General features: G+C 41.5%; 25 protein-coding genes, 1 tRNA gene and 1 other annotated feature. Of the genes, 13 read left to right on the top strand and 13 right to left on the bottom strand.

What is annotated here, in order from left to right; all coding sequences use genetic code 11:
• The first annotated feature begins 35 nt into the window (after nt 1-35).
• The 3 genes from IGI86_RS15130 to upp all read left to right on the top strand — a co-directional run bounded on the left by IGI86_RS15130 (nt 36) and on the right by upp (nt 3269).
• Nucleotides 36-1064, top strand: coding sequence for an L-threonylcarbamoyladenylate synthase (locus IGI86_RS15130; RefSeq protein WP_430617511.1), 1029 nt, complete (start codon nt 36-38; stop codon nt 1062-1064).
• An 81-nt stretch (nt 1065-1145) separates the two neighbouring features.
• A complete protein-coding gene (gene glyA / locus IGI86_RS15125; RefSeq protein ID WP_005233585.1) occupies nt 1146-2390 on the top strand; it encodes a serine hydroxymethyltransferase in 1245 nt (414 codons plus the stop codon).
• A 249-nt stretch (nt 2391-2639) separates the two neighbouring features.
• On the top strand, nt 2640-3269 hold the full coding sequence (gene upp, locus IGI86_RS15120) for a uracil phosphoribosyltransferase (protein ID WP_005227894.1): 630 nt from the start codon (nt 2640-2642) through the stop codon (nt 3267-3269).
• 178 nt (nt 3270-3447) lie between these two features.
• On the opposite strand, the gene IGI86_RS15115 is transcribed toward upp, so the two are convergent.
• The gene (locus IGI86_RS15115; RefSeq protein ID WP_005227896.1) at nt 3448-3684 is read right to left on the bottom strand and encodes a hypothetical protein; all 237 of its coding nucleotides are present in this window, start codon (nt 3682-3684) and stop codon (nt 3448-3450) included.
• 126 nt (nt 3685-3810) lie between these two features.
• Here IGI86_RS15115 and IGI86_RS15110 point away from each other — a divergent pair.
• A tRNA-Thr gene (locus IGI86_RS15110) sits at nt 3811-3883 on the top strand.
• Nucleotides 3884-3985: 102 nt separating this feature from the next.
• Here IGI86_RS15110 and IGI86_RS15105 read toward each other — a convergent pair.
• Genes IGI86_RS15105 through IGI86_RS15075 form a run of 7 tightly spaced genes read right to left on the bottom strand, consistent with a single transcriptional unit; the run spans nt 3986 to nt 10113 of the window.
• Nucleotides 3986-4501 carry a YjbQ family protein gene (locus tag IGI86_RS15105; protein WP_005227898.1) on the bottom strand — a complete coding sequence of 172 codons (516 nt, stop codon included), beginning with the start codon at nt 4499-4501 and terminating at the stop codon, nt 3986-3988.
• 4 nt (nt 4502-4505) lie between these two features.
• A complete protein-coding gene (locus tag IGI86_RS15100; RefSeq protein ID WP_005233588.1) occupies nt 4506-5198 on the bottom strand; it encodes a triose-phosphate isomerase in 693 nt (230 codons plus the stop codon).
• Nucleotides 5198-6046, bottom strand: coding sequence for a class II fructose-bisphosphate aldolase (locus IGI86_RS15095; RefSeq protein ID WP_005233590.1), 849 nt, complete (start codon nt 6044-6046; stop codon nt 5198-5200). Before IGI86_RS15095 ends, IGI86_RS15100 begins: the two co-directional genes overlap by 1 nt.
• Nucleotides 6047-6058: 12 nt before the next feature.
• Nucleotides 6059-6343, bottom strand: a complete 285-nt coding sequence (locus tag IGI86_RS15090; RefSeq protein ID WP_008379369.1) for a PTS sugar transporter subunit IIB — start codon at nt 6341-6343, stop codon at nt 6059-6061.
• A 15-nt stretch (nt 6344-6358) separates the two neighbouring features.
• Nucleotides 6359-7696 carry a PTS galactitol transporter subunit IIC gene (locus IGI86_RS15085; protein WP_005233598.1) on the bottom strand — a complete coding sequence of 446 codons (1338 nt, stop codon included), beginning with the start codon at nt 7694-7696 and terminating at the stop codon, nt 6359-6361.
• 15 nt (nt 7697-7711) lie between these two features.
• Entirely contained in the window at nt 7712-8167 is a 456-nt protein-coding gene (locus IGI86_RS15080) for a PTS sugar transporter subunit IIA (RefSeq protein ID WP_005233600.1), read from the bottom strand.
• Between the two features lie 2 nt (nt 8168-8169).
• Nucleotides 8170-10113: a BglG family transcription antiterminator gene (locus IGI86_RS15075; protein WP_430617510.1), complete on the bottom strand. Its 1944-nt coding sequence runs from the start codon at nt 10111-10113 to the stop codon at nt 8170-8172.
• Between the two features lie 564 nt (nt 10114-10677).
• Here IGI86_RS15075 and IGI86_RS15070 point away from each other — a divergent pair.
• The 6 genes from IGI86_RS15070 to IGI86_RS15045 all read left to right on the top strand — a co-directional run bounded on the left by IGI86_RS15070 (nt 10678) and on the right by IGI86_RS15045 (nt 15580).
• Nucleotides 10678-11862 carry an FtsW/RodA/SpoVE family cell cycle protein gene (locus IGI86_RS15070; protein WP_008379376.1) on the top strand — a complete coding sequence of 395 codons (1185 nt, stop codon included), beginning with the start codon at nt 10678-10680 and terminating at the stop codon, nt 11860-11862.
• A 9-nt stretch (nt 11863-11871) separates the two neighbouring features.
• On the top strand, nt 11872-12249 hold the full coding sequence (locus IGI86_RS15065) for an arsenate reductase family protein (protein ID WP_005233612.1): 378 nt from the start codon (nt 11872-11874) through the stop codon (nt 12247-12249).
• Complete coding sequence (locus IGI86_RS15060) at nt 12231-12569, top strand: glycine cleavage system protein H (RefSeq protein WP_010749086.1); 339 nt, start codon at nt 12231-12233, stop codon at nt 12567-12569. Before IGI86_RS15065 ends, IGI86_RS15060 begins: the two co-directional genes overlap by 19 nt.
• A gap of 77 nt (nt 12570-12646) precedes the next feature.
• Nucleotides 12647-12896 (top strand) — a binding site (T-box leader).
• Nucleotides 12897-12967: 71 nt separating this feature from the next.
• Entirely contained in the window at nt 12968-14002 is a 1035-nt protein-coding gene (locus IGI86_RS15055; protein ID WP_008379383.1) for a methionine ABC transporter ATP-binding protein, read from the top strand.
• Nucleotides 13995-14681: a methionine ABC transporter permease gene (locus tag IGI86_RS15050; RefSeq protein WP_005233617.1), complete on the top strand. Its 687-nt coding sequence runs from the start codon at nt 13995-13997 to the stop codon at nt 14679-14681. Before IGI86_RS15055 ends, IGI86_RS15050 begins: the two co-directional genes overlap by 8 nt.
• 44 nt (nt 14682-14725) lie before the next feature.
• The gene (locus IGI86_RS15045; RefSeq protein WP_010749087.1) at nt 14726-15580 is read left to right on the top strand and encodes a MetQ/NlpA family ABC transporter substrate-binding protein; all 855 of its coding nucleotides are present in this window, start codon (nt 14726-14728) and stop codon (nt 15578-15580) included.
• A 38-nt stretch (nt 15581-15618) separates the two neighbouring features.
• On the opposite strand, the gene IGI86_RS15040 is transcribed toward IGI86_RS15045, so the two are convergent.
• The 3 genes from IGI86_RS15040 to IGI86_RS15030 form a co-directional block, all read right to left on the bottom strand.
• A complete protein-coding gene (locus IGI86_RS15040) occupies nt 15619-16671 on the bottom strand; it encodes a helix-turn-helix domain-containing protein (protein WP_430617509.1) in 1053 nt (350 codons plus the stop codon).
• A gap of 243 nt (nt 16672-16914) precedes the next feature.
• Complete coding sequence (locus IGI86_RS15035) at nt 16915-17232, bottom strand: DUF960 domain-containing protein (RefSeq protein WP_005233624.1); 318 nt, start codon at nt 17230-17232, stop codon at nt 16915-16917.
• 318 nt (nt 17233-17550) lie between these two features.
• Nucleotides 17551-18165, bottom strand: coding sequence for a 50S ribosomal protein L25/general stress protein Ctc (locus IGI86_RS15030; RefSeq protein WP_005227923.1), 615 nt, complete (start codon nt 18163-18165; stop codon nt 17551-17553).
• 300 nt (nt 18166-18465) lie between these two features.
• Here IGI86_RS15030 and IGI86_RS15025 point away from each other — a divergent pair, with 300 nt between their 5' ends.
• The 3 genes from IGI86_RS15025 (at nt 18466) to udk (ending at nt 20587) form a co-directional block, all read left to right on the top strand.
• The gene (locus IGI86_RS15025; RefSeq protein ID WP_008379390.1) at nt 18466-19182 is read left to right on the top strand and encodes a 16S rRNA pseudouridine(516) synthase; all 717 of its coding nucleotides are present in this window, start codon (nt 18466-18468) and stop codon (nt 19180-19182) included.
• Nucleotides 19183-19196: 14 nt separating this feature from the next.
• The gene (locus tag IGI86_RS15020; RefSeq protein WP_008379392.1) at nt 19197-19880 is read left to right on the top strand and encodes a YjjG family noncanonical pyrimidine nucleotidase; all 684 of its coding nucleotides are present in this window, start codon (nt 19197-19199) and stop codon (nt 19878-19880) included.
• An 83-nt stretch (nt 19881-19963) separates the two neighbouring features.
• Nucleotides 19964-20587, top strand: coding sequence for a uridine kinase (gene udk / locus IGI86_RS15015; protein WP_005227927.1), 624 nt, complete (start codon nt 19964-19966; stop codon nt 20585-20587).
• Nucleotides 20588-20941: 354 nt separating this feature from the next.
• Here the strand turns inward: udk and IGI86_RS15010 are convergent, their stop codons facing one another.
• The gene (locus IGI86_RS15010; RefSeq protein WP_430617508.1) at nt 20942-21415 is read right to left on the bottom strand and encodes a GNAT family N-acetyltransferase; all 474 of its coding nucleotides are present in this window, start codon (nt 21413-21415) and stop codon (nt 20942-20944) included.
• 11 nt (nt 21416-21426) lie between these two features.
• The gene (locus tag IGI86_RS15005) at nt 21427-22743 is read right to left on the bottom strand and encodes a sensor histidine kinase (protein WP_005233642.1); all 1317 of its coding nucleotides are present in this window, start codon (nt 22741-22743) and stop codon (nt 21427-21429) included.
• Between the last annotated feature and the right edge of the window lie 2 nt (nt 22744-22745).

The raw sequence follows: 22745 nt of genomic DNA, 5'->3' as shown, positions 1-22745 counted from the left end.
TGTGGAAACTTCTCAAAAAAGGATGTGGATAAATTGTGGAAACAAAAATTTTTGATCAATCAAAGTTAAACGAAGCAGCAGCTATCTTAGCTGAGGGGGGATTAGTGGCGTTCCCGACGGAAACTGTCTATGGACTAGGGGCTAGCGCGCTTTTGCCAAAGGCTGTTGCGCAAGTGTATCAAGTCAAAGGACGACCTAGTGACAACCCTTTGATCGTTCATATTGCCGAGCCAGAACAGTTGGAACCGTTTGTGGATAACAAGCATCCTTTTGCTGATAAATTGATGGAAACTTTCTGGCCTGGGCCCCTAACCTTGATCTTTTCGATCAAAAAAGACAACTTACCTAGCATCGTTACTGGCGGCTTATCCACAGCGGCGTTTCGGATGCCCAACAACACCAAGACGTTAGCGTTGATCAAACAAGCCCAACAGCCATTGGTTGGTCCTAGCGCAAATACATCTGGTAAACCAAGCCCAACATCAGCTGCGCATGTTCAGCATGATCTGGCAGGCAAAATCGCTGGCATCTTGGACGATGGGGTGACACAGATCGGTGTCGAATCAACGGTCTTAGATTTGAGTGACCCAACGGCACCGCCGATCATCTTACGCCCTGGTGCAATCTCTAAAGAACAGCTTGAAGCAGTCTTACAAACAAAAGTCCTCGTCGATCAGCATTTAGTAACAGAAAGTGAAGCACCCAAAGCGCCAGGCATGAAATACAAGCACTATGCACCGAATACCAACGTCATGATGGTCAATGACCAAGATTGGTCGGCAGCCATGACTTGGGCGAGAGAACAGCAGCTTAAGGTAGGTGTTTTAGCTGGACCGACGATCGCCGAGCAGGTCCGCTTCGAAGCTGCAGCCATCTATTTATTTTTTGATGACAGTGTGGAAGCTGCGACAAAAGGGCTGTTTGCGGGGTTACGGGCGTTAGATGAATCGATTGCTGAGCTAGATGTCTTATTCGCACCCACGTTTCCAGAAAGCGGCTTAGGGGCTGCTTATATGAATCGGTTGAAAAAAGCTGCAAATCAAAGTTTCTTTCAAGAAAATTAGCAAAAAACCAGAATTCATTATAGGTAGCTTATGAAGAAATGTGATACAATGCTACCATTAAGGTAAAGGGGTGTTGTAAGCATGGATTATCAAACGTTTGATCCCGAATTGTGGCAAGCGATCGAAAAAGAAACGAATCGTCAACAAAACAATTTGGAATTGATTGCGTCTGAAAATATCGTTTCAGAAGGTGTAATGGCTGCGCAAGGTAGTATTTTGACAAATAAATATGCTGAAGGTTATCCAGGTCGTCGTTACTATGGCGGTTGTGAATTTGTTGATGTGGTAGAAAACTTAGCAATTGAACGGGCGAAAAGTATTTTCGGTGCGGCATATGCCAATGTTCAACCGCATTCTGGTTCTCAAGCCAACACAGCAGCTTATTTAGCGTTGATCGAAACAGGCGATACAGTATTAGGGATGGATCTTTCCGCAGGCGGTCATTTGACCCATGGCTCACCAGTGAATTTCAGCGGCAAGACCTATAATTTTGTTAGTTATGGTGTTGATCCTGCAACAGAAGTCATTGACTACAATGTCGTTCGTATTTTGGCGCGCAAGCATCAACCGAAACTGATCGTTGCCGGTGCCAGTGCTTACTCACGTACGATCGATTTTGCGAAGTTCCGTGAAATCGCTGATGAAGTTGGCGCAAAATTGATGGTGGATATGGCGCATATCGCTGGTTTAGTAGCGGCTGGTCTTCATCCAAACCCAGTTCCTTATGCGGACATCACGACTTCTACGACCCATAAAACATTACGCGGCCCTCGAGGCGGCTTGATTTTAACAAATGATGAAGATTTAGCGAAAAAAATCAATAGTGCCGTTTTCCCTGGTATTCAAGGCGGCCCATTAGAGCACGTGATTGCAGCGAAAGCTGTTGCATTTAAAGAAGCACAAGATGCGTCGTTCAAAGAGTACTCTGAACAAGTCATTCGCAATGCGCAAGCAATGGCGAAAGTCTTCAACCAAGCACCACAAGCCCGGTTGGTCTCTGGTGCAACAGACAATCACCTATTATTGATCGATGTGCGTGGCTTTGATTTGAACGGAAAAGAAGCAGAAGCATTGCTGGATCAAGTCAATATCACCGTCAATAAAAACTCGATTCCTTTCGAATCATTAAGTCCTTTCAAAACGAGTGGGATTCGCGTGGGGACACCAGCGATCACTAGTCGTGGCTTTAAAGAAGAAGATTGTGTCGAAGTGGCGAAATTGATCGTCAAAGTTTTAGAAAAACCAAATGATGAAGCCGTCTTGGCAGAAGTAGCGACGCAAGTCAAAGAATTGACGGACAACTATCCACTTTACAAAAACAAATAAATTGGGACTGTGACAGAAGTTAAGGTCAGACAAGACGTCTCACGCGTTTTTCCTACGCTCCAGCTCCTTTGATCACCAAAAGTGAAAAAGGGGCTAGAATGAACGTAGAGGCGTGTTACATGCCGTCTTGTCTCCTTCCTTCTAACACAATCCTTTTTTTGAGGAAAAGCAGTATTGCCTGTGGCAGATGGTTGTAACAAGAGCCGATTTGCTTTAAAATAAGAGAAAAACCAAAGGAGATTTTTTTAAATGGGTAAATTTCAAGTAATCGATCACCCGCTGATCCAACACAAATTAACAATGATCCGCGACAAGAACTGTGGAACAAAGGTTTTCCGTGAAGTTGTTAATGAAATCGCAATGTTGATGGCGTATGAAGTGTCTCGCGACATGCCGCTTGAAGATCTAGTGATTGAAACACCAATTGAAGAATCAACACAAAAAACACTATCTGGTAAAAAGGTAGCGATCATTCCGATCCTGCGCGCAGGTCTAGGCATGGTTGATGGTATCCTTGAATTGATCCCAGCCGCAAAAGTTGGTCATATCGGGATGTACCGTGATGAAGAAACGCTAGAACCACACGAATACTTCGTAAAATTACCTGAAGATATCGATGAACGTCAATTATTTATCGTTGACCCAATGTTAGCTACGGGCGGTTCAGCGATCATGGCGATCGACGCACTGAAAAAACGCGGCGCTTCAAACATGAAATTCGTCTGCTTAGTTGCTGCACCAGAAGGCGTGAAAGCATTGCAAGATGCCCATCCAGATGTTGATATCTACACTGCAAATCTTGATGAACGCCTAAATGAACACGGCTATATCGTTCCTGGTTTGGGCGATGCCGGTGACCGTCTATTCGGTACAAAATAAATCAATACAAATAAGACAAAGGCAACTGCTTCAAGTTTTGCCTCGTCAATGATGCCATGGAAGAAGATCGACTGCCAAAACGGTTCGATCGGTTATCCATGGCTTTTTTTAGCTTTTCATAAAATCAGACAATGAAAAAAGGAGAAAATCAACTGATTTTCTCCTTGCATTAAACGGGTTATAGTTTGGTTAATTGTTTGTAATTGATGATCAATACACCATTACTTTGCGAAACTAATTTCTGGTTTTCTGGGGTTTCGTTCAGCTCGACCACCGCAGAGTTTTTCAACTGCTTTGTGATGGTACCAGTTTGTTTCTTCCCATGGAACGTGAACATGACAGGAGTAGCGACCTCAAACGTTGAACCTTCTTGTGACGGGACAATTGTTGTTTCGAATTTACCAAATGTTGCCATGTAAAAACCTCCTTGATACTTCTATTATATCACAATTTTCGGAAAATTTCAGTAAGTAGATTTTTTTCAGCAGACCTCTTTACAAAACAACCGTTTTTGCATATAATTTTCTTTGTGCCATACAACGCCAGCTTAGCTCAGTTGGTAGAGCAACGCACTCGTAACGCGTAGGTCACAGGTTCGAATCCTGCAGCTGGCATAAGAAATGAAAAACCATGAATCTTCTTTTAGAGGATTCATGGTTTTTCTTTTGCAGGTGATAAGTAATCTCAATTTTTCCTGATTTACCCGATAACTGTTCTTATTCGCCCATTAGCATTACATGGCATGTCCTATTTCGCACACGATTTTGATCGAAATCAACAAAATAGATATAGCCTACAGAGCCGATCTCTAGCTTGCCGTTACTTAAAATAAAACTTTCGCTTGCACCGAAAAAACTCGAGCGAATATGGGCATCGCCGTTTAAAATCGTTGCTGGATCTGTTGGGTAGTTTGGATCGTCCAGACTCATCAAAAATTCTAAATGCTTTGGTCCAGGATAACGATAATCGGTATTTTCTGATAGTTCACGAGGAATAATTTTATCGAGAATTCGGTTTAAATCAACTTGAAGAAATTCATCTCCGTTAAAGTCTGTATCATGCATGTATTCTTCAAAGATAACAGAACAGGTCGTATGGGGAGACTGTACGAGACAGATTCCATTTGAAATTCCGCTTTTTTCAACCATCGTTTTCACTTCTTCTGTGATGTTGTGGTAAGACACTCGATTCCCGTTAGAAGTTAACGTCAGTTGCTCTTTTAAAAATTTCACAGTGTTAATCCTCCTTTTTATGCTTCACCGCTTGTTTGATCATTTCTGTAAGGGTTTGAACGGGATCATCTGCTTGCACAATGCCGCTTGTCCCTCCGGTACCATCAGCACCTGACGACAAAGCTTTTTCAACATCGGCCGCACTAGATATACCAGCAGCCTGCAAAATCAGGATTTCTGGATCAATTTCCCGAACAACACGATTTGTTTCCGTCATGTATTGAAGATCACTGGTTTGTCCTGTCCCAATTAGTTCGGTTGGCTCGCAAACCATCACATCCGGTTTCAGGGAAGCCGCGGCTCTCGCTTCAGTCAATGAATTCGCACACACAATTGTTAAGAGACCCAATTCATTTGAGCGCTGAATCGCTTTAGTCAGTTCTTGCAATGTCATGGGGTGTTCAGCATGGTTTAAAAAGGTAGCTTCAGCTCCGGCTTCTGCCACTGCTTCGGGTAAAACATAGCCCATTCCACGACCAATTTCGATTCCGTCTAAATGTTGGACAGTGACGAATAAATGTGTTGTTGCCTGTTTAATTAAAGAAACGTCTGCATGCTGAACAGTAAATAGAATGTCGATGTCATACAAAGATGACAACTCATCAGCAGCTTTTGCCAATGCCAATGCTTGTTTTCCATAAAGATAGGCTTTGGGATTGATGACAAAGAATGGCGTTCTTAAAGTTCTTTTTTTCATTAGCTTTCTCCTTCACGATAAGGTTTGGTATGAAAGACTGTAAAATAGTGCTCGAGTGTCTTGGACATTCCATTGCTTGCTGAATGAAGTAAATCGAAATAGTCATTTGGTTGATTTTTGTGAATTTCATTCATAGCAGCAGTGACAAAGTCAGTAAAAATATTTATTTTCCGGATACCTTCTAAGGCACATTTTTCAAGATTTTCATCGCCAGAAGAGGATCCGCCATGCAGAACAAGAGGAACATTGACAGCATGGTGTATTTCCTTTAAAACGTCAAAATTTATTTTGGGAATCCCTTGATAATGTCCGTGAGAGGTGCCAATAGAAACTGCCAACGAATCAACCCCGGTTAATTTGGCAAATGCAACAGCCTCAGAAGGTTCTGTGTAAATAGATTGACTATTTCCGGCTGATTCCAGACTGTTTTCCGACCCGACGTGCCCGATTTCGGCTTCAACAACGACACCATTTTTATGAGCGTAATCGGCGATCTCCTTTGATCGGCGGACATTTTCTTCAAATGGCTCCTCAGAAGCATCGATCATTACGGAAGTAAAACCTAAATGAATGGCTTTTTTGATGACCTCTTCATCGGTACCATGATCTAGGTGCAGAGCGATAGGTGCAGTGCTTTTCTTTGCCAAAAATTTTCCAATCATGGCAGCCTCTTCTAAAGTCAACATGTTCATATGGGACTGAGCGAAGGCCAATATCAAAGGCTTGTTTAAACGTTCAGCAGTCTCCGCGTATGATCTTGCACTAGTTAAGTCGAAAAAATTTGCTGCAGGTAATGCATAATTGTGTTTTTCTGCATGTGCGAATAGTTCTTTTGTTGTGACCAACATAGGGCATTCTCCTTATTCTTTGATTTTCTTTTCGATTTCCGCGTACATTTCTTCTGTACCAATCCCTGTTAAGAGTGGCAGCCCCATAATTACGCGATCTTTGATTGAGTCTGGAACAACCGTTGTACTCACCACGATGTCATAGTCATCAATTTTATTCATCTCATCTGCCACTTTGGATTGATACAGTTTCACTTGATCAGTCATCCCTTTTTCTTTCAGCCATTCTTTTACCTTGTTTGTTACAATTGTTGAAGTTGCAACACCTGTGCCGCACATAATCAATAGTTTTTTCATTATCATTTCCTCCTATTATTTTGATAGTTGTTTCTTGGGACGAATTTTATTTACATAAATCAATCCAAACAAAACAGAGACACCAATTATGGCTAAACCGCCCCAGCTTAATATTTTGGTTAAGCCGACATAAAGGAATGTGGTCCATAAACCACCTTCAGCCATAGCAGTGATCATAGAGTTTCCTTGTAGATCAAAGTTTGCGGATCGAGCAGCAGTAGTGACAAGCGGTGCTGCCCACGAAGTAATATAGAGAATGCTTACCATATAAATCGTTCCAGCAATTACTGTTCGAATGATGTTTCCTCCAAAAACAGCAGCCATCAAGCAAATCAGAAAGGGAATGGTTGCTAAATCACCAAAAGGTAAGGTCGTATTGCCAGGTAGAACTACGGCTAACAAAATAGTGATCGGAACTAGCAGCAATGAGGAAGAAAGGACAGCTGGATGACCAACTGATAATGCTGCATCCATACCGATGTAAAGTTCTCTTCCAGGAAACCGTTTTTTGACGAACTCATTTGCAGATTCAGAAATAGGTGTTAGTCCTTCCATCAGTAAAGCAACCATTTTAGGCATCAAAACCATCACAGCGCCTGTTTGGACGGCTAATTGGCCGACACCTGCTGTGTCATATCCGGCAAGTATTCCCATGATGAGACCAATCAAAAAGCCCATAACAGTGGAGTCGCCAAAGACACCAAATTTTTTCTGAATGGTTTCTGGATCTGCTTTCCAATCTTTTAGTCCCGGAATACGATCAAAGAGCCAATTCATCGGTAGTGCAAAGATGAATCCGGGTGCGGCGGTACCATGAGGAAAAGTGATATTAGGAAATCCGTAGAACTTATTAATGATCGGACCTAAAATATCTCCCATTAAAAGAATCATCATCAAATAGATGACGGTGGCCGCGATCCCCATTGCAAAGTCTCCAGTGAGGGCATAAATCAGAGAAGAGATGAAGGCTGCGTGCCAAATATTCCAAATATCTACATTCAATACTTTAGTCAGCCCTAAAATGATGAGTAAAACATTTAGGACCACACCAATCGGAATCGCAAGGCTTCCTAAAATCGTCCCGTAAGAAATTGCCGCTGCGGCAGGCCATCCGACATCAATCGTTGTCAAATTTAATCCTAGACGTTCAACCATATGTTGGGCGGCAGGACCCAAGCTGCTGCTTAGAAGGTCAATCACCAAATTCAATCCAACAAACCCGACACCAACAGTTAAGGCTGAAGTAAAGGCTTTGCCAGGCTTGGTTCCCAAAATTATTCCAAAAATAAAAATTAAAATAGGCAAAACAACGATTGAACCTAGATCAACGAACCACTGTAATGCATTTAACATAATTGTTCCTCCTTTTTATTGCAGTCCATTTTTTTCAATAATCGAAAGATACGCTTCTTTAGTCGTTACTGAGGATAGGGCTTCCAAAACCCCTGGTGTTTGAAACATAGAGATAAGATTTTGTAGCATACCCAATTGCTCATGTGGTTCCTTCAATGCAAGCATGAACAACAGAGATACATCGATTTTCTTTTCTTGCGAACCCATTTCAATAAATGAAAGGGGAGAGGCAAGTGACATAAAAGCGACTTGGGATCGTAAAACAAATTTGCTGTCCGTATGTGGGATCGCTACCCCAATGCCGTTAATTTTTAAACCTGTAGGAAAGGTTTCTTCTCGCTGTACGATATTTTGATAGAACTGATCATTTACACAATGAGTTTTGATGAGTTCGTCTGCTAATAGTCGAAAAGCTTCCTCTTTTGTTTTAGAATCTTTTTCAAGTAACACGATTTGGTGATCAAAAAACATGATCAATTTCCTCCTCTTAACAATCTTTGATACAGTTCTTCTTGCGTTTGACTATTAACGATCCATTGAATTTCTTCGGCTGAGTTAAACAATCCGTAAATCGAAGCGATCAACTCTTTTGCCTCGATCATGTTTTCTTCAGCAATCGCAAGCAAAACAATTAGTTGGATTTTTGTGTCTCCCCAAGTAATTGGCGCATCGAGGGTGAGAAAAGCAAGTTTTGTTTCTTTCACTGTATGTGGATCAGCATGTGGAATGGCTACTCCCGTCTTTAAGCCCGTGCTTCCTAGTTCCTCTCGTTCAAATAGAGAATGCTTAAATTTTGTTGTAACAAGCTTTTTTTTCAGATAATCATCTGCTAAAAAATCCAGTACATCTTTTTTTGCTCGAAACTTTTTTTTGACAAAAAGGAAAGTAGGATCTAAATATTTTTGTAATAAAGTCGTTTTCTGGTATTTTTTTGAGTAAAAATTTTTCTCATTCTCATTAAGATTAGATATCTTTGCTGAGATTCTTCCTATTTCTTCGGTAGTAGGAAGCGGCGAAATATAAATAACTGGCGGTGCTGTAATGTCCAATGGAATAGTTGATATGATCAGATCAACAGCCTCAAGAGATGTACTGGCCAGTTTACTCAAAGGAATGATCTCCAATACGGTATCAGCAGCGATCGTCTGTTTGATACGGTTAAAAATCAACTCCGATGTAGCAAAACCAGATTGGCAAACAATTAGTATATGGTTAGTAATTTTTATCTTTTCAAAGGCTAGCTGAAAATGGATCGTCAGAAAAGAAACTTCGTCTTCTGTTAATAAGATTTGAAATCGCTCCTCTAAATCTCCAATTGCATATTTGGTCAATGTATACATTGTTGAGTATTGTTTTTTGATACTTTTTATCAGTGGGTTTTTCAATAAAATTCCTGTCTTTGATCGATGGATCATGGGAACGATATGAGCCAGCAATGTTTGCAGCAATAATTTATCTTGTGTCAGATCTGCGTTTAACATATGTGACATTTTTTGAATAATTTGTATCGTACAATTTGTGATAGTAGATTCGTGAGGCTCATCCATTTGACCAAAAGGTTCGATGCCGTGTGCTAATAACAAGGAACATACATATTGAATATCTGTATCACTAAATTGAACAGGTAGTTGCTGTTGGATCATTTCAGAAAAATCAACCGCGATCATATAGAATTTCATTCGTCTAAGTTCGTCAAATACTAGCTGCTCTTGTTTTTCAATGTGTTTATCTATAAGAAGTCTTGAAAGAAAAATTCGCAATGAAAGCTTCAAGGATTCAATAGAATAATTATTGACTGGATGGCCGATTGTTTGAGTCATGTCTGAGACAAATTTCTTCGTTAAATCGAGAACCTTAGAGTCAAAGAGATTGTTGACCAAAAGATTTTCACTGGCTTTGGCGTCGGTATACTTCTCTAAAAAAGATTTGAATACGTTTTGAGCAGCAGATTCAACTGAGGTTAGCTTGAGTCCGCTAGTAGTCATTTTTGTTGATACTTGATGGAATCGACAGAAAGCAACGATTTCATCAACATCTTTCTTTATTGACTGGTTGCTAATATAAAAATATTCAGAGAATTCCTGATAATGCATTGGTTTTACTGAAAACAGATAGTTAGCGAAAATAAAGATTTTACGATAATTAGGTGAAAATAGTTCGAGTTTAGTCTCTTTTTTTGCTAACAATCGATAACCATTCTGTTTTGCTGATTCAGAACCAGATAAAAAGATTCCTTTTCTTGGTACTTTTTTGATAGCTAGTCCCGAATCTTTTAGTTTCTTTTCTAAAGTCGTTAAATTGTTATAAACCGTTTTTTGGGATACATTTAACTGCTTTTGAAAAAAAGAGGCAGGGCGAAACTCCGTTTGTTCTAATAGTAGTTGCAACAGTAGTTGTTCTCGATCATTTAAAATCATTGGTTCACCTCCGGAAGCGCTTCCTTAATTGTATTCTAGTGAAATTATGTGGTGGCGTAAATAACATTTCATTACCACATTAATGTGGTAAATTAGGCTCGTCGTGCATCAATTTATATTTTGAGCAGCTTAAGAGAAGTAGTCACGGGTTGCTATTTCTTTGAAATGAAAATAGGGTGGCAATTTTTGACTGAGTTAAAGTTGCTTTGTTCGGTTACTTCGGTTACATTGAGCAAAGAATAATCAAAATAAAGAAGAATAGTTGAAATGAAGTGATTTATTACTAATAAGATATAGACGTATTCAGCGAGTTTTAATAGAAAAATATGCTTCTGAACTTCCTGTCTAATAGATATACTGTAATTATACTCTGATTGATCAGATATGAATCAGAAGTTAGGTCCGCTCTCGTTGTAATTCTTATCAATTTGAATTATTTTTAACCCTCTTTTCCCGAAAATCATTAAAGTTTCTAAATTTTTTGTGAATGCTCATGGACAATCCTTTCTTTTCTCCTCAAATATCACTATAATGGATAAAGATTCTACAGAAGAGAGTGTGGACATGGAAAATTCACGAATAAAAACGAACGATAATCGAATTGACTACGGTGTGATTCTACCCGTATTTTTATTATGTCTGATTGGTGTGGCGTCCTTGTATGTGGCGTTGACGCATGATCCAAATAACCCGAATATGTGGCGAACCTTAGGGTTTCAAGCTTTATGGTATGTGTTAGGTATTATTGCGGTGATTATTATCATGCAGATCAAATCAAAATGGCTCTGGAAATTGACTCCCTATATTTATGGAGCTGGATTAGCCGTCATGTTGGCGCTGTTGAAATTTTATGACCGGACAATGGCTACCTCGACAGGGTCAAAAAACTGGTTCCGTTTTGGTCCCTTTACCCTCCAGCCTTCAGAGTTGATGAAGATTGCCTATATTATGATGTTGGCGTTAGTCGTCACGCAGCACAATGTCAAGCATCGGGAACGGGATTTGAAAACAGATGGGTTGCTGATTGCGAAAATGTTGGCCGTCACGATTCCAGTACTGATCCTGATTACCTTGCAAAACGACTTTGGTACGATGCTGGTCTTTCTGGCGATTTTCGGTGGGGTCTTCTTGATGTCGGGGATCTCTTGGCGAATCGTTGTGCCAGTGATTGCGGCATTCGTGATTCTCGGTGGCGGAACGATTTTCTTAGTGACCACCGATGTTGGTCGTGAGTTGCTGTACAATACAGGGATCTTTAAAGAGTATCAGTTCGCCCGTATCGATTCGTGGCTAGATCCTTTTCATGATACCCAAGGGCAATCCTTCCAATTGGCGTACGCTCTGATGGCGATCGCATCTGGCGGGATGTTCGGGAAAGGATTTAATGTCAGCGATGTGTATGTACCAGTCCGAGAATCCGATATGATTTTTTCAGTGATCGGTGAGAATTTTGGGTTTATTGGCAGCGCGTTTGTCATTTTATTGTATTTTATTTTGATCTACCGGATGATCCGCGTATGTTTCGATACCAACAATGAATTTTATGCTTACTTGGCAACTGGGATCATTATGATGATTCTCTTCCATGTGTTTGAAAACATTGGCGCAAACATCGGTCTCTTACCGTTGACGGGGATTCCACTGCCGTTTATTAGCCAAGGAGGATCTGCCCTATTAAGCAATATGATTGGGATCGGTTTGATTTTATCGATGCGCTATCAAGCTGAGACCGCACCAAAAACACTTTAAGGAGTTCACATGATTACATTTTATTGGTACCCAAAATGCAGTACATGCCGAAATGCGAAGCGTTGGTTAGAAGAGCACGAGATTCCCTTTGAAGCGATCGATATGGTGACCACACCGCCTCAACCGGAACAATTGCTGGCTTGGATCCAATCAAGCGAAGCACCGTTAACCCGTTTCTTTAACACAAGCGGCATGAAATACCGTGAATTGCAATTAAAAGAAAAAGTGCCGACCATGACTGCCCAAGACGCAGCCGACGTGCTGGCAACCGATGGTATGTTGATCAAGCGCCCACTGCTAGTTAGCGGCGACCGCTTTTTGATTAATGGATTTAAAGAAAATGAATATGAAGGAGTCTTACTAGAATCATGGAAAAGAAATGCTTAAGAAAAAAAGATAATTTGTGGGTTTTGTTTAACGGGAAAGAATATTGTGTCGGTTTAACAAAAGAAGCGCAAGAAGAACTTGGTGCGGTCACGTTTGCTTCGATTCAAAAAGCAGGAACTGCTTTAAAACAAGGAGAGACCCTTGTTGAGCTAGAAGCGGAAAAAGCAGTCAGTGAATTTCCAAGTCCATTGACGGGCGTGATTTCTTCCGTAAATGAAAAAATCGATCAATCCATTGATACCTTAAATGATGAAGACGAAATGAATGCTTGGCTGGTCAGCTTCAAAGAGGTTGACCCAAGTCAATTTGAAGCTTTGTAAGTCAAATCTGTAAAAACGACTATTTTTTCAAAAAGAATTGACAGTCGGATAAGACGTTGCTATAATTTGCTCAATAAATGAATGCTTTGAAAAGAAGAGTACATGTTCTTAACGTACACAGAGAGCCCTGTTTGGTGCAAATGGGCGACGGAGAGAGGATGGAAGATGGTCTTTGAGCATGATAGGTGAGTGGAAACAAGCCTATCACGGGAGGCACCCGTTACAGTGCAGCAGTATGCGAAGCAATTCAAGTACTGAGCGAGGTTGTTGATGTGAATCGACAGTAAATCAAGGTGGTAACGCGGAAGTTGTGCTTTCGTCCTTTGTAACAGTATAATGTACAGAGGATGAAAGCTTTTTTTGTGTTTAACCAACCAAAGAGGAAAGATGGGAATAACATGGCATTAATCGAATTGTCGCATGTAAAAAAGTCATTCGGCAAAAAGCAAACGGCTGTCCACGCCGTCAATGATGTTTCACTGCAAGTGGAAAAAGGCGATATCTATGGAATCGTCGGCTACTCTGGTGCTGGGAAAAGTACATTAGTTCGTTTGTTGAACGGCTTAGAATTGCCGACAGCAGGAGATGTAGTCATTAACGGTCAAAATATTTTGGCGTTGAAAAACAAAGAATTGAGAAACTTCCGCAAAAAAATCGGCATGATTTTTCAGCACTTTAATCTATTATGGTCTCGAACGGTGGCGGAGAACATCGAATTGCCATTGGAGTTGGCTGGCGTTGAAAAAGCAAAACGACGTCAACGAGCGCAAGAGCTGATTAAATTAGTTGGGTTGGAAGGACGGGAAACTGCCTATCCGGCACAATTGTCTGGCGGGCAAAAGCAAAGAGTCGGGATTGCTCGTGCATTAGCGAATGAACCAGAAATTTTGCTGTGTGATGAAGCAACGAGTGCGTTAGATCCACAAACAACAGAAGAAGTGTTGGATCTCTTACTTTCCATCAATAAAAAATTGCATTTGACGATCGTGCTGATTACCCATGAAATGAACGTCATTCGTAAAATCTGCAACAAGGTCGCGGTGATGGAGCATGGGCAGATCGTTGAAGAAGGATCAGTACAATCGGTTTTCCGTAACCCGCAGCAAGAAGTGACCAAACGTTTTGTTCAGCAAGATTTGGAACCAGAAGAAGATGTTGAAGAACTACGGCAAGCCTTCTTACGAGAAAATCCGCAAGGGCATTTAGTGACCTTGACATTCACACAAGACAACGCCAATGAACCAGTGATTTCACAAGCGATCCGCCGCTTTCAGATCGATGTCAATGTCGTTTACGGAAAGATCCAACAAACCAATGAAGGATCCTTCGGCGGCTTGACGGTCTTATTGACAGGTGAAGCAAGTGAGGTCGAAAAAGCGATCGCCTTTTTCAAAGAGCAGCAAGTGGGCGTGGAGGTGATTGAACGTGGATAAGTCATTTGTAGAAACCTATTTTAATTTTGAAAAAGTCGACTGGACCAACATGCAGCAAGCCACTCTGGACACTTTGTTTATGACTTTTTTCTCAATGGTTTTAGTGGTTGTGATCGGTTTGCTTCTAGGATTGGCGCTTTATTCACTAGGGCGTAAACAAACGGCGGGAGCCAACATTTTCTATAATGTGGTTTCCATCATCAGTAACGCCTTTCGCTCAACGCCATTCATGATTTTGATGGTCTTGATCATTCCGTTTACAACATTATTAGTCGGTTCGTTCCTAGGGGCAAAAGCAGCGATCCCAGCATTAGTTTTATCGGCTGCGCCGTTTTATGCTCGGATGGTGGAAATTGCTTTTCGTGAAGTCAATCCTGGTGTGATTGAAGCCGCCGAAGCGATGGGCGCCAGTTACTGGGAGATCATTTATAAGATCGTGATTCCAGAAAGTGTTCCGGCATTGATTTCAGGACTGACGGTCACAACGATCTCAATGATTGGTTATACCGCCATGGCAGGTGCGATTGGTGCCGGTGGGCTAGGCGCTTTGGCTTGGCAAGAAGGATTTCAACGTGGAAATTACACTGTTACGCTTGTTGCAACAGTGATTATTTTAATTATCGTTTTCATTATCCAAGGGGTCGGCGATTTCCTTGCGAAGGCCACCGATAAACGGTAAATGAAACGAAGAACAAAAAGTGGAAAATATGGGAGGAAATGGATATGAAAAAGATTTTTGGTATTGCAACAACCTTATTGTTAACTGCCGCTTTAGCTGCTTGTGGAACGGGCTCAAATTCAGGAAGCTCTGATTCATCTGCGGCTGAGGGAGAATCAACAAAATTAGTGATCGGTGCATCGGTTACGCCTCATGCGGAAATTTTAGAACAAGCCAAACCTTTACTAGCAGAAGAAGGCATTGATCTTGAAATCAAGACCTTCGATGATTATGTGTTGCCAAACAAAGCATTGGAAAATGGCGATATCGATGCCAATTACTTCCAACACATTCCTTACTTGAACAAACAAATCGCAGACAATGGCTATGACTTTGTTAATGCCGGTGCGATCCATATCGAGCCAATGGGTCTTTACTCAAAACGAATCTCTGATATTTCAGAACTAGAAGATGGTGCAACGGTTCTTACTTCCACTTCTGAATCTGACTGGGGTCGTATCCTAACGATTTTACAAGATGCTGACTTGATTACCTTAAAAGACGGCGTTGATACAGAAACGGCAACCTTTGATGATATTGCTGAAAATCCGAAAAACTTAGAATTTAAACATGACGTCGATCCATCTCTTTTGGCGACTGCTTATCAAAACGACGAAGCAGACCTAATTGCCATCAATGCGAACTTCGCATTTGGGATCGATTTGAACCCAGCGGATGATTCTGTTTTATTAGAAGCGGATAATTCTCCTTATGTCAACGTGATTGCTGTCCGCAGTGGTGACGAAGATAGCGACAAAATCAAGAAATTGATCGAAGTGCTTCATTCAGACGAAATCAAAGACTTTGTTGAAGAACAATGGCAAGGTTCAGTGAAAATCGTTGATGCTGACGCAAAATAATTCACTGATAGTAAAATGATTTTAAAAAGAGCGTACCGCTATTCAAGTGGGCGCTCTTTTTGTTGCGGAAAGGCAATGATGGGTTGGAAGAAAGAGACGTCTTGCCAAATGCATTCATAGAGCAAGGGCAACTCGGGATGCTTCTTTAAAAGTTTTTCGTAGTGGGGAAGCTGTGTCAAGAAAACACGGACCAAGCATTGTGAACGTTCAGATAAGCGAGGATTTAATGGCGGATAGACAAATAAATTGCCCTCCAATAATGCCCCCAGCAGATGGGCTTGGAAAATTTTCGGCAAAAGAACCTCTAACGGCTGCTCGATTGGATACTGCCTCAAAATTGGGGTGATGATTTGGCATAAGAGGACAGATTCTTCTGCAGGTACATAGAAAGGCTCCAGTGTTAGAAGCTGTTTCCATAAAAACAAATAGCTGCGTTCACCGACTAAGTAGAAACTTGGAACAAAGTGTTTGGGAAAAACTTGTTGAGTAAACGTGATTGATGTGTTGGGATAAAAAGCAGTTTTCCGTAACTGATGGATTTGTGTCAGCTCCTGAAACGCTTGATTGGGGGAGATAAGCGCTGGGTTTGCTAAGAGGGTAAGGCGAAAAAGCACATAGCGCAGTTGTCGTTCGTTGCCAGTGATTAAAGGATAACTGCGGCGATCGATAGCTAGTTGATAAGGTGCTAAAAAGTTAGAAAAGGATGAAAAGCGCCGATGCAAACTGGATGGGCTGAGATAATAGCGTTTGTAGAGGTCTGCAAAGGAAATAGTCGGCATTTTTAACAAGAGCAAGAGTAGCTGATAATTTGCACTTTTATTGAATAATGCAGCAATCATTTCCATATGGGGGAGGGAGCAACTGGCTGATTGCTGCAAATGACGGTCTGCACGAATGTGCCCTTGTTGTACATCATAGTGGAAGAATGGGTCCTCGTTTAAATAGCTTGACAGTAGCCGACGGATCGTTTTGACAGAGATTTTTTGGGCGGCAGCAGCTTTATTCAAAGGCAGGGGATTTTCGGTTAAAAGTGTTGTGGAGAGTCGCAGCATTTGCATAATATCTTTTTCAAGGATATTTTTCAACATCATGCACCTCTTTCAGCTAAATTTTGCAACTGTCCTTATTATAAGGGAACTTCATTCGTTATTTTCACTCGCAAAAAATAGTCAATAAAACGTAATAAAAAACGATGTTTTTGTCGAGTATTTATTTGAAATTGCTGCTAGACAGAATTAAATGAAAGGAGGTATGCAAAAAAAAACCACCTTCTAAAATAAAAAGGGTGGTTTTTTATATAGGTGTCGTTATAAAAAGAGAATGGCGAATGGGCGTTAACGAGTCTCGCTAGGCAATAAAATCGTTTGCCGCTGCCCATCATCATACACATAGACTTTTTGGGGATACAGGTCGGAATACCGGTAAGGTAGATCAACACCAAGTTCGATTTGACTTTGTGCTTGAGAAAAAAGCAGGGTGACACGACCATGATTGTTTTGGACTTCAAAGGTGAGCAGATTTGTCAACGGAATAAACCCTTTTAAATCAAGATCAATGATTAACCAGATACTATCGATCAGTTCGCTAGGTAGTGTTTGAACAATACCGCCAGAAGCGTAACGACTGCGGTGATCATCAAATGTTTCAAACATAATAAACCCCTCCTTCAAGTAGGCTTGCCATTAACATCAAATTTGTCTATTTATCATAATGAAGAACCGTCAAAAATGCAACTACTTCTGCTTTTCTTTTTGGTCAGCGACGCATTTTAACTATTTTCTTAAAAATTTGTTGGGTTGGCTGGACCAAGCTTTCCCAAAGACGTCTTTCAATGGGAAATAGTCAGTTGCAGCATACCAGCTCTTCGTAAGAATGAAAAGGACTCTTGAAGGGAAATCCCTTCAAGAGTCCTACATTTCTTAGAAGTGTCTGTTGATTGAAGACGTGGTCTTAAGAACGGTGTTCTATGATTACTCTTCGTCTTCACCGATAACTGCTGGTTCAGCAGCTTCGCCGGCTTCTTCATCTTCAGAGATTTCTTGTGGTTCAGTAACCGCAACGATTTGTTCTTCTGGATCGGTCACGATCGTGTACTCGTCGTTCTTAGGCAGATCAGCCACTGTTAATGAATCGCCGATCTCTAATGACGTCACATCGATCTCAACACGTTCAGGCAATTTGTCTGGTGTTGCTGATACAACGACTGTATACAAGTTTTGTGCTAGAACACCACCAGCTTTGACACCAGCAGATTCACCAATTAAGGTTACTTCTGCTTCTACTTCTGTTTCTTCATTCATATCGACAGATAGGAATTCAACGTGGGTTAAATTGCGTGTGAAGGTATCTGATTGATACTCTTTGATCAGTGTATTGACTTTTTTGCCTTCTAAACTGATCGTGATTACGGTATTCAATCCATTTTCACGCAAGATTTTTTCTAATTCTGCTGCATTGACAGCAATCGGTGTGCTTTCTACTTTGTACCCATTGACAATTGCAGGTACTTTTCCTTCGTGACGCAACTTGTTCCGTAAAGAACGTGGGCGAACTTCTCTTTTCGTAACTTCTAATGATACTGACATAACTCAATTCCTCCTAAAATTTTCTCGTTAGTAACGAGATTTTTTAAGCAAATTTTGTTAACTCTGCACATTAAGTGGTACGTGAGTGAAAACACGCAAAAGGGCAGTTGTGTACACAACTGCCCCAGAAAGTTTTGGTTCAACTTTTCTCCACCAGGTCATAACGCTGTGTATGAGAAACTATATTTACTTTACTCTTTAACCTTACGCAAAAAGACAAAGAAAGTCAAATCATTTGAAATCCTGGCAGTTTCCTTTCGCTAGATCCTAAGCTATAATAGCCACTATGGAGAAAAATTTATGCGTTTAGATAAAGTGATCGAGCAACAATTGAATACATCCCGGAAAGAGATGAAACGGTTGTTTCAGCAAGGAAAAGTCTTTGTGGATCATAGGATTGAGCGAAGGCCCGAGCGCAACGTCGATAGCAGCTTGCATCAAATCATGGTTGCGGGGCGGCAGTTGGAAACACAGGAACGCTATTATATCGTCAACAAACCCAAGGGTGTCGTTACAGCCAATCTGGATCAACAGCACCAGACAGTGATCGCTTTGATTGCACCCGAAGATCAACATCCTGATCTTTATGCCGTCGGTCGATTGGATCGGGACACGGAAGGGTTGGTATTAGTTACGACGAATGGTCAGTTAGGCTATGACTTGCTGCATCCCACCAAAAAGGTGACCAAGCGATATGAAGTGGTGGTCAATGACTTGGTGACTCCTGAGGATGTGGCGGCATTTGCTGCAGGGATCACCTTTCATGGTGGTGTCACTTGCAAACCAGCTGCCCTAACGATCATCGATGCCCGAGCGGATCATTCCTTTGTTTCGTTAGAAATTGCTGAAGGCAAGTTCCATCAAGTGAAAAAGATGTTTTTAGCCCGAGGGAAAAAAGTCATTCAGCTGAAACGAACAGCGATGGGTTCGCTGGTTCTACCAGATGATTTAGCAGTGGGCAGTTATCGCTCGCTGACGCAAGAAGAATTAAAAGGACTGGCGGCGCATTTCCGCTGAGAAAGAGGGAGAAAATGAAGTATAAAACATTATTATTTGATGTCGATGACACGATCCTCGACTTTCAAGATACCGAAGATCAAGCCTTAAAAGCACTGTTTGAAGCTCATGGCTTGGAAATGACTCCAGAGCGCAAACAAAGCTATCAAACGATCAATCATGATTTGTGGCAGCAGTTTGAGCAAGGGAAAATCACGAGAGACCAAGTCATCAATGAGCGTTTTGGCTTGTTTTTTGAAACGCAAGGCATTCAGGTCGATAGTCCAGCAGTTGAATTGGCGTACCGAGAATTTCTAAATGAAGGACATAAACTGTTAGACAACAGTGATGAGATCTTAGCGGAGTTGGCGCAGCATTTTGACCTATACGTGGTTACGAACGGGGTTTCTGAAACCCAGTACCGTCGCTTGGAAGATGCCAAATTGAAGCCCTATTTCCGTGATATTTTTGTTTCAGAAGACACGGGTTATCAAAAACCAATGAAAGAATATTTTGACTACGTGTTTGCCCGCATACCAAACGTTAAAAAACAAGAAACAGTCATTATTGGCGATTCACTGACTTCAGATATCTTAGGCGGACAATTGGCAGGGATCGACACGATTTGGTTTAATCCAAAGAAAAAAAACAGTGGTGAGATTCAGCCTACCGTTGAGATCGAACGTTTGCAGCAATTACTTCCTTTATTGCAGCACTGATTCTACAGAAACAGTAGTAATTTGCCGAATTTTCGCTATAATAGAACCAGTGTGAATTTTTTAAGATGAAAGAGGTTAATTGAATGACGAATGGCAAGCCCATTATTATTGGTGTGACAGGTGGATCAGGTAGTGGAAAAACAAGCGTGAGTCGGGCGATCTTTAATCATTTCCCCAACCATTCTATTATGATGCTTGAACAAGACTCCTACTATAAAGACCAAAGTGATCTGAGCTTTGAAGAACGGTTGAACACCAACTATGACCATCCTTTTGCATTTGATACTGATTTGTTGATCGATCACTTGCAGCAGCTGCTTGCATATCAAACGATCGAAAAACCTGTCTATGATTATGTCGCTCATACTCGCAGCGAAGCAACGATCATTCAAGAACCCAAAGAAGTCATTATCTTGGAAGGGATCTTGATTTTAGAAGATGAGCGATTACGTAATTTAATGGATATTAAACTTTATGTTGATACAGACGATGATATTCGGATTATTCGCCGAATCAAACGTGATATGGAAGAACGTGGCCGGACGTTGGATTCTGTGATCGAACAATACTTGACGGTCGTAAAACCGATGTATCATCAATTTATCGAACCGACAAAACGGTATGCTGATGTCATCGTACCAGAAGGCGGCGAAAACCACGTAGCCATTGATTTGATTACGACCAAAGTGGCAACCTTCTTATCCTAAGGTTTCTTGAATCCATCGATTTGAACGTTTCTTTTGAGAAGAAACAACTGGTTCATGTAAAACTGCTGATAAGTGCTCTTTCTTGAAAGATGTTTATCCGCAGTTTTTGATTTTATAAAAAAAAAAACAGTAGTATTCCGACTAATTTTATGGTAAAGTAATCCTCATGCGACGAGTCGAGAAGGTCTAGCATTAGCTGACCAGATTGATAGCAGAGGCACACCGCGTAAGCAACCTACCGGATTTGTAGGGTGTCGGAATATTCCTTTTGTGGAGATAGGGTATTCTACTAGCAATAGTACTGTGAGTGAAAAAAGCTGTGAACAATTTTGTTCACAGCTTTTTTTTGTTTATTTACGTGAGAGAACAGCGATAGATGGTGGAAGGCTCTCCCCAAGGGTGGTAGCCAGTGCCGATCGGTTCGAAAGCAAACTGCTCATAAAAAGTAGAAAGATCCGTACATAGATACAGAGAATCAAAACCAGCTCCAGCAGCGCGCTGTTTAGCTGTTTCGATCAAAAGGCGGGCACCGCCTTGGCCACGCCACAAAGGGTCCACATACAAGGCGCAAAGCCAAGGCGTCAAATCCATCCGACTGATGAAGTCGTTGGGGATCAAGCCGCCGCAGCCGATGATTTGATAAGGTCCGTCGGATGCCATCTCATCGTTGACCAGCAGTAGCCATTGCGACAAAATGCTTGTTGAAAAACTATGGGTCAGGCTGTCTTCATAAACCATGAGGGAATCGGGGCCAGCCCACTGTTTTTGGAAGTAACGGATCGCTTCTGCTAAGTATTCAGGGTGTTCTTTAAGGGTGATGACCTGCATTTTTTTCTCCTTTATCCTTCTTTAGGTAAGCGAATCTGAAAAATAACCCCTCGTGGCTGCAGATCTTTGACCAGAATTTGTCCTTTGTGCTCTTCGACGATTTGCTTGGCGATCGCTAAGCCTAAACCATAGCCGCCGGTCTCCTTGGAGCGAGAACGATCCTCGCGGTAGAAGCGGTCAAAGATGCGAGCTTTCTCTTCATCGGAAATAGTTGGTCCCGTGTTTTTGACCTCGATCAGCCATTGCTTGTTAGAAATCTCCGATAAGAGCGTAATTTTATCACCACTGCTGGTATATTTTAAGGCATTATCTAGGAGAATCACGAGGACTTGATGAATTTTCTTTTGATCAAAGCAAGCGGTCGTTTTGGCAAAATTTTCGACAATAAAATGTTTTTGATCCAGTTCGGCAATTTCTTTGAAAGGTTTGACTAAGTCATCGATAAAAGGAACTAATTCGACGGTTTCTTTCGTTAACAGCAGTTGATTGGAATCACTGCGGGCAATCGTTAGTAGATCTGCCGTTAATCCAGTTAGCCGTCGGGTTTCCGCTAACGCTTGTGCAATGCTTTCAGATTCTTCAATGATCGTATGATTGGGCTTGGTAAACAGGCGCTCCAGACTATTTTGAATGATCGTCAATGGTGTGCGCAGCTCGTGAGAAGCATTTTCGACAAATTCTTGTTGTTTCTTCCACGAGGCTAAAATTGGGCGCATGTTCAAGCTGGAAAGCAAGTAGCTGATTCCGATCGAGAGAATCCAGAAAAAAATCATCGATAAAATCAAGATGGTTTGGAAATTGTTCATGGCATTTTTGATTTGATTGGTGTTCGCTAAGACTTGGATATAGCCGACCCCGGCGTCATTGGTTGGGGCTTTGGTGGTGATTGAGCGAAACAAAAGTGTCTCTTCTTCCTCTGACAAGGACTGATCCACCACTGAAAAAGACGTGATACTGTCTAAATGGCTCGTATCTAAAGATAGACTTGCCAATTGTGAAAAACGGCCGCCTAAAGTCTGTTTGTTTAAAATCTCGCCGTCCTCAGACCAGAGGATCAACTGGGTGTTGAAGCGATTGGTACCAGGGATCTTCGGCATTGCACTATCTGGTGGCAATACCTCTAGATTGGATTGTGAAGCGCTGATCTCAGCTTGGATCAAGCGGGTATCTTTGACTGCTTGTTCCAAAGAAATATCGGTTTGACGATAAGCCGATTGGTTGAATAATTGGAGCACGATCGTTCCTAAAAGTAAGAAGACCAAAGCAAAGGCACTGACATTTAGGAGAAAGGAGTGCAGCCGTTGTCTCTTAGAGCGTTCTTTATTCATAG

Source organism: Enterococcus sp. AZ188 (genome assembly GCF_050544075.1).
In the GTDB taxonomy this organism is placed as follows: Bacteria; Bacillota; Bacilli; order Lactobacillales; family Enterococcaceae; genus Enterococcus_D; species Enterococcus_D entomosocium.
This window is presented reverse-complemented; position numbering and strand designations above follow the sequence as displayed.

What these genes read in the sequence shown, in the direction of transcription:
- IGI86_RS15045 (WP_010749087.1), top strand. Translation starts at nt 14,726, where the DNA reads ATGAAAAAGATTTTTGGTATTGCAACAACCTTATTGTTAACTGCCGCT.
- IGI86_RS15060 (WP_010749086.1), top strand. Translation starts at nt 12,231, where the DNA reads ATGGAAAAGAAATGCTTAAGAAAAAAAGATAATTTGTGGGTTTTGTTT.
- IGI86_RS15025 (WP_008379390.1), top strand. Translation starts at nt 18,466, where the DNA reads ATGCGTTTAGATAAAGTGATCGAGCAACAATTGAATACATCCCGGAAA.
- IGI86_RS15095 (WP_005233590.1), bottom strand. Translation starts at nt 6,046, where the DNA reads ATGTTGGTCACAACAAAAGAACTATTCGCACATGCAGAAAAACACAAT.
- IGI86_RS15115 (WP_005227896.1), bottom strand. Translation starts at nt 3,684, where the DNA reads ATGGCAACATTTGGTAAATTCGAAACAACAATTGTCCCGTCACAAGAA.
- IGI86_RS15085 (WP_005233598.1), bottom strand. Translation starts at nt 7,696, where the DNA reads ATGTTAAATGCATTACAGTGGTTCGTTGATCTAGGTTCAATCGTTGTT.
- IGI86_RS15010 (WP_430617508.1), bottom strand. Translation starts at nt 21,415, where the DNA reads ATGCAGGTCATCACCCTTAAAGAACACCCTGAATACTTAGCAGAAGCG.
- IGI86_RS15055 (WP_008379383.1), top strand. Translation starts at nt 12,968, where the DNA reads ATGGCATTAATCGAATTGTCGCATGTAAAAAAGTCATTCGGCAAAAAG.
- IGI86_RS15030 (WP_005227923.1), bottom strand. Translation starts at nt 18,165, where the DNA reads ATGTCAGTATCATTAGAAGTTACGAAAAGAGAAGTTCGCCCACGTTCT.
- IGI86_RS15090 (WP_008379369.1), bottom strand. Translation starts at nt 6,343, where the DNA reads ATGAAAAAACTATTGATTATGTGCGGCACAGGTGTTGCAACTTCAACA.
- IGI86_RS15035 (WP_005233624.1), bottom strand. Translation starts at nt 17,232, where the DNA reads ATGTTTGAAACATTTGATGATCACCGCAGTCGTTACGCTTCTGGCGGT.
- udk (WP_005227927.1), top strand. Translation starts at nt 19,964, where the DNA reads ATGACGAATGGCAAGCCCATTATTATTGGTGTGACAGGTGGATCAGGT.
- IGI86_RS15080 (WP_005233600.1), bottom strand. Translation starts at nt 8,167, where the DNA reads ATGTTTTTTGATCACCAAATCGTGTTACTTGAAAAAGATTCTAAAACA.
- IGI86_RS15065 (WP_005233612.1), top strand. Translation starts at nt 11,872, where the DNA reads ATGATTACATTTTATTGGTACCCAAAATGCAGTACATGCCGAAATGCG.
- IGI86_RS15070 (WP_008379376.1), top strand. Translation starts at nt 10,678, where the DNA reads ATGGAAAATTCACGAATAAAAACGAACGATAATCGAATTGACTACGGT.
- IGI86_RS15020 (WP_008379392.1), top strand. Translation starts at nt 19,197, where the DNA reads ATGAAGTATAAAACATTATTATTTGATGTCGATGACACGATCCTCGAC.
- IGI86_RS15040 (WP_430617509.1), bottom strand. Translation starts at nt 16,671, where the DNA reads ATGATGTTGAAAAATATCCTTGAAAAAGATATTATGCAAATGCTGCGA.
- IGI86_RS15100 (WP_005233588.1), bottom strand. Translation starts at nt 5,198, where the DNA reads ATGAAAAAAAGAACTTTAAGAACGCCATTCTTTGTCATCAATCCCAAA.
- glyA (WP_005233585.1), top strand. Translation starts at nt 1,146, where the DNA reads ATGGATTATCAAACGTTTGATCCCGAATTGTGGCAAGCGATCGAAAAA.
- IGI86_RS15005 (WP_005233642.1), bottom strand. Translation starts at nt 22,743, where the DNA reads ATGAATAAAGAACGCTCTAAGAGACAACGGCTGCACTCCTTTCTCCTA.
- upp (WP_005227894.1), top strand. Translation starts at nt 2,640, where the DNA reads ATGGGTAAATTTCAAGTAATCGATCACCCGCTGATCCAACACAAATTA.
- IGI86_RS15075 (WP_430617510.1), bottom strand. Translation starts at nt 10,113, where the DNA reads ATGATTTTAAATGATCGAGAACAACTACTGTTGCAACTACTATTAGAA.